Source organism: Achromobacter sp. NCFB-sbj8-Ac1-l (assembly GCF_052695805.1).
In genome coordinates, this window is sequence record NZ_CP199812.1 from 4,772,782 (window position 1) to 4,786,963 (window position 14,182).

General features: G+C 67.0%; 12 protein-coding genes. 1 reads left to right on the top strand and 11 read right to left on the bottom strand.

Translation table 11 applies throughout. From position 1 onward, the window contains the following. Nucleotides 1–891, bottom strand: a complete 891-nt coding sequence (locus ACUDP5_RS21860) for an ABC transporter permease (protein WP_263912364.1) — start codon at nucleotides 889–891, stop codon at nucleotides 1–3. 388 nt (nucleotides 892–1,279) lie between these two features. Beyond that, on the bottom strand, nucleotides 1,280–2,251 hold the full coding sequence (locus ACUDP5_RS21865) for an ABC transporter substrate-binding protein (protein WP_025137870.1): 972 nt from the start codon (nucleotides 2,249–2,251) through the stop codon (nucleotides 1,280–1,282). A 271-nt stretch (nucleotides 2,252–2,522) separates the two neighbouring features. On the opposite strand from ACUDP5_RS21865, the gene ACUDP5_RS21870 reads away from it, so the two are divergent. Further along, the gene (locus ACUDP5_RS21870) at nucleotides 2,523–3,479 is read left to right on the top strand and encodes an aldo/keto reductase (RefSeq protein WP_263912366.1); all 957 of its coding nucleotides are present in this window, start codon (nucleotides 2,523–2,525) and stop codon (nucleotides 3,477–3,479) included. Nucleotides 3,480–3,565: 86 nt separating this feature from the next. Here the strand turns inward: ACUDP5_RS21870 and ACUDP5_RS21875 are convergent, their stop codons facing one another. The 9 genes from ACUDP5_RS21875 to ACUDP5_RS21915 all read right to left on the bottom strand — a co-directional run bounded on the left by ACUDP5_RS21875 (nucleotide 3,566) and on the right by ACUDP5_RS21915 (nucleotide 14,139). Beyond that, nucleotides 3,566–6,004 (bottom strand): TonB-dependent siderophore receptor, encoded by a 2,439-nt coding sequence (locus ACUDP5_RS21875; RefSeq protein ID WP_445657186.1) that lies wholly within the window; start codon nucleotides 6,002–6,004, stop codon nucleotides 3,566–3,568. Between the two features lie 90 nt (nucleotides 6,005–6,094). Continuing rightward, nucleotides 6,095–7,135 (bottom strand): FecR domain-containing protein, encoded by a 1,041-nt coding sequence (locus ACUDP5_RS21880; RefSeq protein WP_445657187.1) that lies wholly within the window; start codon nucleotides 7,133–7,135, stop codon nucleotides 6,095–6,097. Then, nucleotides 7,060–7,560, bottom strand: coding sequence for a sigma-70 family RNA polymerase sigma factor (locus ACUDP5_RS21885; protein WP_445659203.1), 501 nt, complete (start codon nucleotides 7,558–7,560; stop codon nucleotides 7,060–7,062). The genes ACUDP5_RS21880 and ACUDP5_RS21885 overlap by 76 nt, the downstream gene beginning before the upstream one ends. A gap of 75 nt (nucleotides 7,561–7,635) precedes the next feature. Then, complete coding sequence (locus tag ACUDP5_RS21890) at nucleotides 7,636–8,610, bottom strand: Bug family tripartite tricarboxylate transporter substrate binding protein (protein ID WP_445657188.1); 975 nt, start codon at nucleotides 8,608–8,610, stop codon at nucleotides 7,636–7,638. Nucleotides 8,611–8,779: 169 nt separating this feature from the next. Then, nucleotides 8,780–10,321: a malonate--CoA ligase gene (locus ACUDP5_RS21895; RefSeq protein ID WP_445657189.1), complete on the bottom strand. Its 1,542-nt coding sequence runs from the start codon at nucleotides 10,319–10,321 to the stop codon at nucleotides 8,780–8,782. Nucleotides 10,322–10,326: 5 nt separating this feature from the next. Then, the gene (locus tag ACUDP5_RS21900) at nucleotides 10,327–11,118 is read right to left on the bottom strand and encodes an enoyl-CoA hydratase/isomerase family protein (RefSeq protein ID WP_445657190.1); all 792 of its coding nucleotides are present in this window, start codon (nucleotides 11,116–11,118) and stop codon (nucleotides 10,327–10,329) included. 83 nt (nucleotides 11,119–11,201) lie between these two features. Beyond that, entirely contained in the window at nucleotides 11,202–12,518 is a 1,317-nt protein-coding gene (locus tag ACUDP5_RS21905) for a malonyl-CoA decarboxylase domain-containing protein (protein WP_445657191.1), read from the bottom strand. Then, a complete protein-coding gene (locus tag ACUDP5_RS21910) occupies nucleotides 12,469–13,221 on the bottom strand; it encodes a GntR family transcriptional regulator (protein WP_445657192.1) in 753 nt (250 codons plus the stop codon). The genes ACUDP5_RS21905 and ACUDP5_RS21910 overlap by 50 nt, the downstream gene beginning before the upstream one ends. A 147-nt stretch (nucleotides 13,222–13,368) precedes the next feature. Further along, nucleotides 13,369–14,139, bottom strand: coding sequence for a spermidine synthase (locus ACUDP5_RS21915; protein ID WP_263912375.1), 771 nt, complete (start codon nucleotides 14,137–14,139; stop codon nucleotides 13,369–13,371). Nucleotides 14,140–14,182 lie beyond the last annotated feature (43 nt).

Genomic DNA, 14,182 nt, shown 5'->3' on the forward strand with positions numbered 1-14,182 from the left:
TCAGCGCCCCTTCTTGCCGAGGAACCGGCGCTTGAGCATGGGGATGACCAAGGCGATGGTGACCAGGACCGCGGTGACGAGGTTCAGGTCTTGCGCCTTCAGGCCGATGAAATCGCTGTTGAGAGCCAACGCGATGAAGAAGCGGTAGACGATGGCGCCGATGATGACGGCCAGCGTGGCCAGCACCAGCTTGCGCGACGGCAGGATGCTTTCGCCCACGATCACGGCGGCCAGGCCGATGACGATGGTGCCGATGCCCATGGAAATGTCGGACCCGCCCTGGGTCTGCGCGAACAGCGCGCCGGCCATGGCGACCAGCGCGTTGGACAGCGCCATGCCGAACAGGATCATGCGGCCGGTGTTCACGCCCTGGGCGCGGGCCATGCGGCCGTTCGAGCCGGTGGCGCGCACCGCGAGACCCGTCTGGGTGGCGAAGAACCAGTCCAGCGCCAGCTTGGCCAGCACCACGATGACCACCAGGATCAGGGGCCGCGCCACGTAGTCCGACAGCCAGCCCGGCTGCAGGATGGTGAAGACGGTGGGTTCGGTGATCAGCGGCACGTTGGGCTTGCCCATGATGCGCAGGTTCACGGAGTACAGCGCAATCATCATCAGGATACTGGCCAGCAGATCCATGATCTTGAGCTTGACGTTGAGCCAGCCAGTGACCAGTCCGGCAGCCGCGCCGGCAAAGGTGGCCGCGATGGTGGCGACGAACGGGTCGGTGCCCGAGGCGATCAGCGTGGCACAGACGGCGCCGCCCAGCGGAAAGCTGCCGTCAACGGTCAGGTCCGGGAAGCGCAGCAGGCGAAAGGAGATAAACACGCCCAAGGCCACCAGGCTGAAGATCAGGCCGATCTCCAGTGCGCCTAACAACGAGAACAATGACATGGGTCAAATCCAATCAGGTAAGGAACGAGCATATTAGAGATTTGAAACGTCCAACTTCTTGCGTTTCGGCATCAGTTTTACCCGAGCTTTTGCAATAAACGTTTCTTGCCGCGTGATTTTCTCTCGATTCCTGCCAAGGCGTCGCCAGGCTTGGCGGCCAGGGCCGCAAGCGGGCTGCTTGATGGACGCTCCGGGGGAGCAAAACGCAGCGTGGCGGCCAGCAGCCGACATGCCGTTCAAGACCAACGCCATCGCGCCGGGCCGCGCGCACCTTGTGGATGCTGCCGCCCTGTGGACCCCGCCTGTCGGCCGGGCAAACAAGAAAACAAGATAAAAACAAGCCCCGCTCGCGCCGGGTAGGCACGAGCGGGGCGAACCAGCCGATACTTTACTTCACGACCACCGCGGCCGACTTGATGACCGCGTCGGACAGCGTCACGCCTTGCTTGGCGGCCGCGCCCGGGTTCACGTAGAGCTCGAGCTTGTTGATGGTTTCGGACGGGATGGCGCCGGGCTTTTCGCCCTTCAGGATGCGCACCACCACCTTGCCCGTCTGCACGCCCAGGTCACGGTAGTTGATGCCCAGGGCGGCGATGCCACCGCGCTTGACGCTGTCGGTATCCGAGGCGATCAGGGGGATCTTGGCGTCGTTGCCGACCTTCACCAGCGACTCGTAGGCCGAGACCACGTTGTTGTCGGTGTTGGTGTAGATGACGTCGACCTTGCCGATCAGGCTGCGCGCGGCGGACGCCACGTCGACCGAACGCGGGGCGGCGGCTTCGACCAGGCTCATGCCCGACTTGGGCAGGATTTCCTGCAGCTTCTTGACCACCACGACCGAGTTGGCCTCGCCCGGGTTGTAGACGATGCCGACGCGCTTGGCGTTGGGAACGATCTTCTTGATCAGGTCGACCTGCTTGTCCAGCGCCAGCAGATCCGACACGCCCGTCACGTTGGTGCCCGAGGCGTCCATGCTGGACACGAGCTGGGCGGCAACCGGATCGGTCACGGCGGAATACACCACCGGCACGTCCTTGGTGGCGGCCACGACGGCCTGGGCCGACGGGGTGGCAATGGCAACGATGGCGTCGGGCTTGTCGCCGACGAACTTGCGGGCGATCTGGGCGGCGGTGCCGTTATTGCCCTGCGCGCTCTGGTACTGCCACTTCAGGTTCTTGCCCGGCTCGTAGCCGGCGGCCTTCAGGGCGTCCTGCACCCCGTCACGCACGGCATCCAGCGCCGGATGCTCGACGATGGCGGTGACCGCCACCGACTTCTGCTGCGCCGACACGGGCGCGGCGATAGCCATCGCCAGCGCCATGGCGCCAACCGTCAGAAAATGTTTTTTCCCGATCAGCATAGATAAGCTCCTTGAACCCTTGGTATTTGTTCATTGTTACGGCTGTACCGCAGGCTTCCCTGCGGTTCCGGTCCAGCCGTAAAGCCGTATAGTCTAACGTGTCGCAATACAAATTAACTTGGGGGGAATCCCTGAAATGGTGCATGCGCAGCACGCCTGCCCCATGCCGGGGCGAGCGGCGCCAATATACTAAAAGCGCCGCCCCCGCGCGACACGACATCCGCGACATAGTCGTCGCGGTACCTGATTGGCGCCACCCAAAGGCCTTACCATGATCAAACGCGCATTGGGCCGTTCCGGCCTGCAGATCCCTCCCCTGACTTTCGGCGGCAACGTCTTCGGCTGGACCGTCGACGAGGCCGGCACGTTCTCGCTGCTGGACGCCCTGGTTGACGCGGGCCTGAACTTCATCGACACGGCCGACGTGTATTCGCGCTGGGTGCCCGGCAACCAGGGCGGCGAATCCGAAGCCCTGATCGGCAAATGGCTCAAGCGCTCGGGCAAGCGCGACAAGATCCTGATCGCCACCAAGGTCGGCATGGAAATGGGCCCGGACGCCAAGGGCCTGGCGCCGGCGTACATCCGGCGCTCGATCGACGCCTCGCTGGCGCGGCTGCAGACCGACCACGTCGACCTGTACCAGTCGCACAAGGACGACCCCGACACCCCGCTGACCGACACCTTGGGCGAATACGCCAAACTGATCGAAGCCGGCAAGGTGCGCGCCATCGGCGCCTCCAACTACACGCCGGTGCGCCTGTCAGAAGCCCTGATCGCGGCCGAACGGCATAACCTGCCGCGCTACGAAAGCATCCAGCCCGAATACAACCTGTACAGCCGCGAGCCCTTCGAGGCCGGCTTGCAGGCGCTGGTGAAAGCGCAGGACATGGGCACCATCAACTACTACGCGCTGGCCAGCGGCTTTCTCAGCGGCAAGTACCGCAGCCCGGCCGATGTCGGCAAGAGCGCGCGCGGCAAGAAGATCGTCGACACCTACCTGAACGACCGCGGCTACCGCATCCTGAAAGCGCTGGACGAGGTGGCCGAAGACGCCCGCTGCACGCCCGCGCAGGCGGCGCTGGCCTGGCAGATCGCGCAGCCGGGCATCACCTCGCCGATCGTCAGCGCCACGTCGCTGGCGCAGCTGGAAGAATTGGTGAAAGCAGCCAGCCTGACGCTGACGCGTGACCAACTGGCGAAACTCAGCCTGGCCAGCGACTGGCGCTGACAGGCGGCAGGGCCGGTTCGGGCGGCGGCCCGCAGCGGCCCTCATGGTCGCGCGCCTGGCGGCGCGCGGCCCTCAACGGCGTGGCCTCAGAAGCGCTGCGTCAACGTCACCAGCGCGCTGCGGCCTTCGCCGTAGAACACCGAGTTATAGAAACCCATCGAGCGGTAGTACTTCTTGTCCGCCAGGTTGCGCACGTTCAACTGCACCTGCGTCCTGTCGCTGAAGTTGTACTGCGCCATCAGGTCGAACAAGGCATAAGGCTTCTGCACGATCGCCCCCGACTGCAGGCCGTAATAGGTCTGCGCGCTGGTCTGGCTTTGCCAGCGCACGCCGCCGCCCACCGTCAGCTTGTTCCATGCGCCCGGCAGGCGGTAGGCGGTGCTCAGCTTGAGCAGTTGTTCGGGCTGGGTGGTCAGTACCTTCTTGCCGGCGTTGTCCTTGGACTGGCGGTAGGTGTAGCCCAGGAACACGTTCCAGCCCGGCATGACCTCGCCCGCCAGTTCGGCTTCGAAGCCGCGCGTGCGGGTTCCGTCCAGGATGTCGTACCAGCCGTCGTCGTGCGCATAGTCATAGCCGCCGTACTCGGCCACGTCCTTCTGGTCGGTCTGGAACACCGCCACCGACGCGTTCAGGCGCCCGTCCAGGTACGAGGCCTTCACGCCGGCCTCGTAGTTGTGGCCATAGGCCGGGCCCGCCATGCTCCAGTCCCGCGTCTTCACCATCTGCGGCTGGAAGATGTTGGTGTAGCTGACGTAGGCCGTATAGGTGTCGTTCAGGTCGTAGGTCAGGCCGACGTAGGGCGTGACCTCGGAATACGTATGCGAATAGCCGGTCACGCCGCCGCTGGTCTCGGTGGATTCCCAGCGGGTCCAGCGCGCGCCGGTCAACAGGTGCAGGCTGTCGGTCAGCCCCAGGCGCAGCGTGCCGTACACGCCCGTCTGCTTGTCGCGGTGGGTCTGCGACAGCGCCAGGATGTCCCAGTTGGGGGTGGGCCAGTCGCCGGTCCAGTGCTTCACGTCGGGAATCGGATAGGTGGCCTGGTCGCTGGTGTCCCAGCTCTGGTTCCAGGCATTGATGACCGAATGCGAAAAGCCCAGGTTGAACTGATGGCGCCGTCCGAATGCGTCGAAGCCGCCGTCCATGGACCCGCCGTACACGTCCTGGTCGCTGCCGCCCTTGAACTTGCGCAAGAGCGGCGGCGAGGAAAAGCCGTCGATCGTCAGCGGCACGTCGGACGTGAACAAGAGCGGCGCATTGAAGGTGTTTTCCAGCCGGGTGTACGACAGGCGCGCATTCCAGCCATTGGCAAAGCCGTGCTCGACCTGGGCGAAATACTCGTGCGAATCGGTGTCCCAGCGCGACCACTTGGCGCCCATGGCCTGGCCCTTGGGCCAATCGATGGGCTTGCCGTTGGCGTCCAGCGCGGGCAGGCCGCCCCAGCTGATCCCGCTGGGGCGGGTGCGCTGCACCGAGCCGCCCACGCTGATCGTGGTGGCCTCGGCCACATCCGCCTCGATGATGCCGTACAGCACGTCGCGCTTTTTCTTGTACAGGTCCATGGTGTCGCCGCGACGCTCCTTGGCCCCCACCAGGCGGCCGCGCACCGAACCGGATTCATTGAACGGCGTGGACAGGTCGATCTCGCCGCGATAGGTGTCTTCGGTGCCGGCCGCGATCTTGGCAATGCCCTGGAATTCACGCGTGGGCCGCTTGCGGATGAAGTTGACCGAGCCGCCCGGATTGCCGGTGCCGCTCATCAGGCCAGTCGCTCCGCGGATGATTTCCACGTGGTCGTAGATCACGGGGTCCAGGTTGCCGTCGCCAAACTGGTACAGCCCGTTCAGCGGCTTGACCACGCCGTCGAACTGGAAGGTATCCAGCGAAAAACCGCGCGAATAGTAGGTCAGGCGTTCGGATTCGGCCTGCTGCACGTTCATGCCGGTGGCGTTTTCCATCACGTCGCGCACGCTGGTGATCGAGCGGTCATCCAGTTGCTGGCGCGTCAGCACGCTGGTGGACTGCGGCGTTTCGCGCTGCGACAGCACCAGGCCGTTGGCCGAGCGCATCCAGTCGGCGGTGTAGAGGCCCGACCCTTCAGTCGTGGCGCCCGCGCCCAGCACCAGCACCGGCGCCAGTTGCGTGGCCTGCTGGCCCGTGCGTTGCAGCAGATAGTCGCCATCGCCCCGGCGCAACGCTTCCAGCGGGGTACCGGCCAGCAACGCGGCGAGACCCTGCTCGACGCCGTAGGCGCCCTGCAGACCCGTGCTTTGCAGGCCTTCGGTCAGGGCGGGGTCGAACGACAGCAGCACCCGCGCCTGCTGCGCGTAACCGGCCAGCGCCGCGCCCAGCGGCCCGGCGGGAATATCGACCACGCGGCCGGCTGCGGTGGGCGGTGCGGCCTGCGCCTGCACGGCTTGCGGGGCCAGGGCGCCGCCGGCCAGGGCGGCCAGCACCAGCGCGGCAAACGCCTTCGTGCGCAGGCTGGCCGGCGCGGCGGGATGGGAAGGGGCAAACGGCAAAGACATGATGGTCGGGGTTCCAGGCAAAGAAAGTTGGGGCTACACCCGTATGCCAATCGAAACCGCGAAAGTGACAGTCCCGCCTGAGATTTTTTTCTAACGGCCCTGTGGCCTGGCGCGCAGCGTCACCCAATACCGCGTATAGCGCTGCGCCTGCACCGGCAGCGCGCGTTCCACCGCCGCCAGGATGCGGTCGGTGTCGCCCAGGGGGAACGAGCCCGAAATCCGCAACCCGGCCACCGCCGGATCGCAGGCCAGCCGGCCGGGCCGGTGGCGGCCAAGTTCGTCGATGAAATCGTCCAGCCGCATGTTGTCGGCATACAGCGCGCCCTGCACCCAGGCGGCGGCGTGCGGCGCCGGACGGGCCGGCTGCACCGCGCCGCCGTCGAAATAGGCGGAAAAGCCGGCCTGCACCGTTTCTGCCGCCTCGGCGTTGGCATGGATGGGCTGGATGCGCACGGCGCCTTCGGTCACGGCCGTCCAGGCCTGGCCGTCCAGCAGCCGCACGGTATAGCGCGTGCCCAGCGCAGTCACCTGCCCCAGCGGCGTCACCACCCGCAGCGGCCGCGGCGGCTGGCGTGCGTCCGGACGCGACGCCAGGTGCAATTCGCCACGGCGCAGGATGACCAGCCGTTCGGTCGCGGTAAAGCGCACGTCGGCCGCGCTGTCGGTGTTCAGGGTCAGCACACTGCCGTCGTCCAGCGCCACGCTGCGGCGTTCGCCCACGCGGGTGGAAAGCGCTGCCGTCCAGGTCTGCCATTGCAGGCCGGTGGCGGCCAGGCCGCCCGCGCCCAGCGCCAGCGACAGGACCTTGAGCGCCTGGCGACGGCCGCGCGAACGCGGCCGGTCCAGTGCGGCAATGCCGGCCTGGCGGTCCACCTGGCCGAACTGGCGCCCCAGTTGCTCGACCCGATCCCAGGCGGCGCGGTGTTGCGGGCTGGCGTCCACCCAGCGGCGCCAGGCCGCCGTGTCGGCCGCGCCGGCATCGTCCGCGCCCAGGCGCACGAACCAGAGACTGGCCTCGCGGATCACATCGTCGGACAGCCTGCCCACCTGGCCGCTCACCACGCCGTCAGGCAATGCTGCATGGCGCGCGCCAGGTATTGCCGCACCGAGCTGACCGACACCTGCAGGCATTCGGCGATCTCGGCGTGGCGCAGCCCCTCCAGTTGCGACAACAGGAAGGCACGGCGCACCTTGGGCGGCAGGCCGTCGAGCAGGCGGTCGATTTCGATCAGCGCTTCCAGCGCCAGCGCACGGCGTTCGGGCGACGGCGACAGCCCGTCTTCCTGGGCGGCCAGCGTGTCCAGATAGGCGCGTTCGATGTCGCGGCGCCGGAACAGGTTGACCATCAGGCCGTGGGCGATGGTGACCAGGTAGGCGCGCGGCTCGCGGTAGGCCCGCGCATCGCCGGCCCGCAGCAGCACTTTCAGGAAGGTGTCCTGCGTCAGGTCGGCGGCATCGAACGGGCAGCCGGTCTTGCGCCGCAGCCAATTGCGTAGCCAGGACTGATGCTGCTGGTAAAGCCCCTCGACAGGCGCTTGAGAACCGCTGTGATGCATGGCCATGCGACGGACCGGGTGGATTCATTAATGATAATAGTTATCAATTGTAATCCAATCCGGCCCGCCCGACCATCAATCCAGCTTCACCCCCGAATCGCTGACCACCTTGGCCCAGCGCGAGACTTCGCTGTCGACGAACTTGCCGAACTCGGCGCCCGTCAGCGTCGGCACCGACGAGCCGTTGCTTTCCCAGGTTTCCTTGATCTTGGGTGCGTTCAGGGCCTTGGTGATTTCGGCCGTCATGCGGTCCACGGCCTCGGGCGGGGTGCCGGCGGGCGCCCAGATCGCGTACCAGGTCGACACCACGTAGTTCGGCACGCCGGCTTCGGCCGCAGTGGGCACGTCGGGCAACGACGGCGAGCGCTTGTCGGCGGCCACCGCCAGCGGCTTGATGGTGCCCGAGCGGATGTGGCCGGACGAAGACCCCAGCCCGTCGAAGGCCAGGTCCACCTGGCCGCCGATCAGCGCGGTCAGCATGGGGCCGGCGCCCTGGTAGGGCACGTCCACCAGCTTGATGCCGGTCTGCATGGCGAACAATTCGCCGGCCAGATGGTGCGTGCTGCCCTTGCCGGCGGTGCCGAAGTTGATCTCGCCCGGGTGCTTCTTGGCGTAGTCGACGAATTCCTGCACCGTCTTGACCGGCAGCTTGGTGGCGTTGATGACGACCACCTGCGGCGGCTGCGCCACCAGCGCGACCGGCACGAAGTCTTTCTGGATGTTGTAGTTCAGGCTCTTGTACAGCGACGGCGCCAATGCGTGGTGCGCCCCGCCCATGAAGAACGTGTAGCCATCAGGCCGGGCTTTGGCCGCCACGCCTGCGCCGACGGTGCCGCCCGCCCCGCCCTTGTTGTCGATCACCACCGACTGGCCCAGTTGCATGGTCAGTTGCTGTGCCAACGGGCGGGCAAAGGTATCCGTGCCGCCGCCTGCGGGGAAAGGCACGATGAGCGTGATGGGCCGTTCCGGCCAGGATGCGGCGCCGGCGGCGCCGCCAAACCCTGCGGCCGCCGTGGCCAGCAAGGCCGTGGCGAGTATGCGGTATTTCATATTGTCTCCTCTTGCTGCAGCGTGGGGACGGCGCGTTTCCCGCGTCTCGTCTCTTGTGTTTTCTGGATCGGGTGCTGCCAGGGTATTGCGGGGATGTTGTGGACTGGCGTGGGGATCGGGCTCCTTGAAAAAAATGCCGGTCCCTGGGGACCGGCACGGTGTCGCGGCGCTACAGCGTTTGATAGGTTTCGCGCAGCACGTTCTTTTGCACCTTGCCCATCGTGTTGCGGGGCAATTGGTCAACGATGTGCAGGCGCTTGGGCACCTTGAAGTTGGCGATGCGCGCCTTCAGTTCGGCCTGCATCGCCGCCGCGTCCAGCGACACGCCTTCCTTGGGCACCACCACCGCCACCACCGCCTCGCCGAAGTCCGCGTGCGGCACGCCGATCACGGCGGATTCGGCCACGCCCGGCATGTCGTCGATCAGGGTTTCGATTTCTTTCGGGTAGACGTTGAAGCCGCCGGAGATGATCAGGTCCTTGCTGCGGCCCACGATCGACAGGTAGTCGGCCGGTACGTCGCGGCCCGCGGATTCGCCGCCCCAGCGGCCGACGTCGCCCGTCTTGAACCAGCCATCGGCGGTGAATTCCTCGCGCGTCTTTTCCGGCATGCGCCAGTAGCCCGAGAACACATTGGGGCCGCGCACCTGCACGTTGCCGATCTCGCCCGGCGCCAGCGCAATGCCGGCGTCGTCCACCACCCGTACCTGCACGCCCGGCAAGGCCCGGCCCACGGTGCCGGCCAGGCGCTCGCCATCGGCCGGATCGTAGGGGTTGGACGTCAGCATCACGGTCTCGCTCATGCCGTAGCGTTCCAGGATGGCGTGGCCGCTGCGCTGGGCGAAATCGGAAAACGTCTCAGCCAGCAGCGGCGCCGACCCCGAGATGAACAGGCGCATGTTGGCGCACAGTTCGCGGTTGAAGCGCTTGTCGGCCAACAGCCGCACGTAATAGGTGGGCACGCCCATCATCACCGTGCTTTGCGGCAGGTAGCGCAGCGCCAGGTCGGCATCCAGCTTGGGCAGCCAGATCATCCTGGCGCCGGCCAGCAAGGCGCCGTGCGAGGCCACGAACAGGCCGTGCACGTGGAAGATCGGCAGCATGTGCAGCAGCACGTCGTCCGAACGCCAGCCCCAGTATTTGTGCAGCACCTGCGCGTTGGACGCCAGGTTGCCATGCGACAGCATCGCACCCTTGCTGCGGCCGGTGGTGCCGGACGTGTACAGAATGGCAGCCAGGTCATCCGGCTTGCGCGCCACGGTCTTGAACGTCTGGGGCAGGCCGCCCGCGGCATCCAGCAGCGTCCCGCTGCGGTCTTCGTCCAGCGTATAGACATGGGCGCAGCCGGCCTTGTCGGCGGCGCGTTGCACCCAGTCGCGGTTCTTGCTGGCGCACACCACCACGGCGGGCTCGGCATTGCCCAGGAAGTATTCGATCTCGGCTTCGCGATAGGCCGTATTCAGCGGCAGGTACACCAGCCCCGCGCGCAGCGTGGCCAGGTACAGCAGCAGGGCCTCGGGCGATTTCTCGACCTGCACCGCCACCCGCGCCCCTTCGGGCAGCTTGAGCGAGCTGAGCAGGTTGGCCAGGCAGGCGGTGGCCCGGTCGATGTCGTCCCAGGTGTATTCAAGGTCGGGCGTTTCCAGCGCGACCTGCTTGCGGTTGGCGGGGAATCCGCCCTGCAGCACAGCGTATAGGTTGGCGTTGCTCACCGTATTCAGTCTCCGGAAAAAAGAGGGTCTACGCCGGCCAGGAAGGCACGCACGCCTTCCTTGTGGTCGCGGCTGTCGGCGTAGGAGAAATAATCCTGGTATTCGTCTTCGGTCAAGGTGCCGCCGCGGGCCAGCCGGGCGGACAGGCGCTTGTTGATGCGGGCGGCCAGCGGCGCGCCCTGGGCGATGCGCTCGGCGCTGCGGCGCGCCTGGGCGGCCACGTCGACATCGGCCACGATGCGGGTCAAGAGACCCAGTTCGCGGGCTTCGGCGGCGCCGAACACCCGGCCTTCCAGCAAAATGGCCAGCGTGGCCGCGCGGCCCACCAGCGCCAGCAGGCCGCGCATTTCATCGGGCGCCATGGGAAAGCCCAGCCGGTTGATCGGCACGCCGAAGCGCGCGGATTCCCCCGCGATGCGCAGGTCGCACTGGCTGGCGATTTCCAGGCCCCCGCCCACGCACACGCCTTCGATCTGCGCCACCACCGGCTGCGGGCATTCGGCCACCGCCCGCAGCGCGGGCGCCAGCACCTCGCGGTGATAGCGCTGCACGCCCGCGGCGTCGGCGCGTTCGACCGGAAATTCGCGGATGTCGGCGCCCGCGGCGAAATTGCCGCCCTCGCCGCGCACCACCACGCAGCGCAGCCCGTCATCCTGCGCGATGCGTGTGAACACGTCGCGCAGTTCATGCCACATGGCCACCGTGATGGCGTTCAGGCGGCCCGGGTGCGATAGCGTCACCCAGGCCAGATGGCCTTCGCGCTGCAGCAGCACGCGGCCGGCCACGTCGTCTGTCATGTCCCCTCCCGAGTTTGTCTGCAGACCTGCCGGCATGGCACAGGCCCGCGCTCTTCTGTATTTATTGCCGGGCGGCGCGGCCGTCAGGCCACGCGCCCCACGCTGCGGCTGACCTGGGGCTTGCCGTCGTGCAGCCGCGCCAGGTTGTCGTCGAGTTCATCCAGGTCGTACAGGTAATTGACCATCAGCGCGCACGACTGCTTGAGCCCCTTGGCCGAGGTATCGGCCGCCCAGTTCAGGCGTTCGATGCGCGCGCCGTTGCCCAGGTGAAAGCGCGCCACGGCGTCCACGGGCAGGCCGTTCTTCATGGATTGCAGGTAATGCGCGGCCAGCCGGAAGGCCGCGCGCTTGACCACGTCAGGCGTCTTTTTCGCCTGCGCGGCGCGCGCCAGCCGGGCCACCCAGCGTTGCCCATCGGGCACGCCCTCGCGCTTGCGCGCCTTGGCCCGCGCCTTGTCTTCGCGCACGATGGCTTCCACCGCATCGGCATCCAGCTTGCCCAGCCAGTCGGCAAAGCCGGGAATCGGCGACAAGGTCGCAAACGATTTGAGCTTGGGCAGTTCTTCCAGCAATTGCTCGACCACGCGCTTGAGCAGGAAGTTGCCGAAACTGATGCCCTTCAGGCCCGGCTGCGTGTTCGAGATGGAATAGAAGATCGCCCAGCGCGCCTTGTCCAGGTCCTGGCTGGGGGCATCGCTGTCCAGCAGCACCTGCACGTTGTCGGCCATCTGGCCGGCAAAGGCGACTTCGACGAAGATCAGAGGCACGCCCGGCATCTGCGGGTGGAAATAGGCGTAGCAACGGCGGTCGGGCGCAACCCGGTGGCGCAGGTCGTCCCACGATTTGATCTCGTGCACGGCCTCGTAGATGATCAGTTTTTCCAGCAGCGACGCCGGCGAATCCCAGGTCAGCGGGCGCAGTTCGAGCAGGCCCACGTCGAACCAGGCCGACAGCAGGCCTTCCAGGTCTTTGTCCAGCGCCTGGATGCCCGCCACCTGCTTGCGCCAGCGCAGCATGTCGGCGCGCAGTTCCACCAGGAAACGCAGCCCCAGCGGCTGCGCATTGAAGCGCTTGAACAGCCGCACGCCTTCGCCCGCCTCGCCCGCAAAGCTGCCGCGCACCTGCGCCAGCGCGGCCAGCATCAGGCGGCGGTCCTTGCCGTCGGCCGCGCCGTATTGCTCGCACCAGCGCCGCGCCAGCTTGTTGGCGGCCACGTCGGTCAGGCGCGCCTCGAACAGGCGCCGCACTTCGGATTCGCTGGGCAGGCGGCCGCGTTCCCACAGGCGCCCCAGGCGCGTGATCAGGCTGCCGGCTTCGCTGGCGGCCGACTCCACGGTGTCGGGTTCGGGCTCAGGCGTGCGTGCACCGCGCGCGGGCGCGAGATGGGCGGGTGCGTTCATGGGCGGGTTCCTCAGCAACGGGAAGGTCGGAAAACGGCGTGTCCTGCGGATCGTCGGCGGCCAGGGCGCGCAGCACTTCAAGCTGGCGCATCAGGTGGTGGCGCGCCAGCGCCTCGGCCCGTTCGCCATCGCGGGCGCGCAGGGCTTCGAAGATGGCCAGGTGCTCGCCGCAGGATTCCTGGATGCGGCCGGGCCAGGCCAGGCTGCGGTGGCGCGACAGGCTCAGCACCTTGCGCAGGTTGCCCACCATGTCCACCAGCCATTGGTTGCCGGCCAGCGCCTGCACGGCCTCGTGGATCAGGTAATTGGTCTGGTAATAGGCGTCGATGCGGCCGGCGGCGGCATGGCCGGCCAGCGCCTCGTGCAGCGGCGCCAGCGCCGCCAGCTGGGCATCGGTGGCCTTGCGCGCGGCTTCGAAGGCGCAGCGCCCTTCCAGCATGGCCATCAGGGGGAAAATGTCTTCGAGGTCTTGCGGGGACAGTTCATTGACGAAGCAGCCGCGGCGCGGCTCCAGCCGCACCAGGCCTTCGGTGGCCAGCACCTTGAGCGCCTCGCGCAGCGGCGTGCGGGAAATGCCCAATTCGCCGGCCAGCCGCAGCTCGTCGATCCATTCACCGTTGCGCAGGGCGCGCGCGTGGATCATGCCGCGCAGGCGATCCGCGACTTCCAGGTACAGGGCTTGCCGGACGATGGGTTGGGTCATGGGCTGACGGCCGCAATGCGCCGTAATTCATAATTATGAATAAGCCCATCATATCCCTGGCGGTCGGATTCCGGCTAGCCGGACAGCTAAGGATTTGCCCTAACCCCCCGCGACATAACGCGCGGGCGGGCAGGGACTTGCCTGGAATCAGAAGTGCAGGATCCCGTCGACCGCGTGGCGGGTCAACGAACGCGCCCAGCGGCGGGCCGGCAGGCCGTATTTGGATTCGACCACCTCGGCGCGCGCCAGCAGCTCGGCCGGCGTGATCGCCAGGCGCGGGCCGGAAAACGCCAGCACGATCTGGTTGCCGGCGTCGATTTCAGGCAGCAGCACGATGCGGTCGTCAAAGGCCTTGGACAGGTTGTCGATGTTCTTGCCGAAGCTTTCGTGGCGGCCGAACAGGTTCACCGCCACCACGCCGACCTCGCCCAGCACGCGGCGGCAGTCGCGATAGAACTTGACGCTGTCGCGCACCGGACCGGCGGCGGACGCGTCGTACAGGTCCACCATCAGCACCGGGCAGCGGCCGGCATTGGCCGGGTCGGCCGCCCAGACGGCGGCGTCGTCGTGTTCGACCTTGAGCCGGTTTTCGCCGGGCAGGCGGAAGAACATATGGCAGGCGGCGGTCACGCGCGGATTCCATTCCACCGCCAGCAAGGGGCTGCGCGTGTGCTTGACGCAGAAGCGCGCCAGCGACCCCGCGCCCAGGCCGAACATGCCGATGGCCTCTTCCTTGGGCGGCTCCAGGAACAGCAGCCAGGCCAGCATCTGGCTGGTGTATTCCAGCACCAGCTCCGATGGGTTCTTGATGCGCATGGCGCCCTGGACCCATTCGGTGTTGAAGTGCAGATAGCGCACGCCGTCGACTTCGGACAGGGTGGGCTGGTCCAGTTCAGAGGGGAATTTGGATTTATGCATGGGCGCGATTGTAGGGCCGGCCGCAGACCGCGCCTGACACAAT